A 251-nucleotide genomic window follows, 5' to 3' on the forward strand; every position below is an offset into this window, starting at 1 on the left:
CTTGGCGGGTCGAGAGGCGCAGCTCGGCCGCGGCCCGGCTGATTGCCGCGCGTCTTGGCCCCGAACCGTCGAGAATCCTGTCGAGCTCGCGAGCGAGACGACGTGCCGCCGACCATGCTTCGTCGGAATGCGACGTGCCGGGTGCGGCTTTGCGGTTGTGCAATCGGTGCGGCAAATCGCAGTCAGTGAAATCGTTAGCGAAAAATCGGGGCTGTCGTAGCGCCAAAACCTAAACAACACCTGACTTTTCC

At 62.5% G+C, this 251-nt stretch carries 1 pseudogene; it reads right to left on the bottom strand.

The annotated features are described in order from the left end of the window. A pseudogene (locus EOC06_RS44690) lies at positions 1 to 175 on the bottom strand (transposase); the annotation flags it as partial. Positions 176 to 251 lie beyond the last annotated feature (76 nt).

The organism is Mesorhizobium sp. M7A.F.Ca.MR.362.00.0.0 (genome assembly GCF_004023175.1).
In the GTDB taxonomy this organism is placed as follows: domain Bacteria; phylum Pseudomonadota; class Alphaproteobacteria; order Rhizobiales; family Rhizobiaceae; genus Mesorhizobium.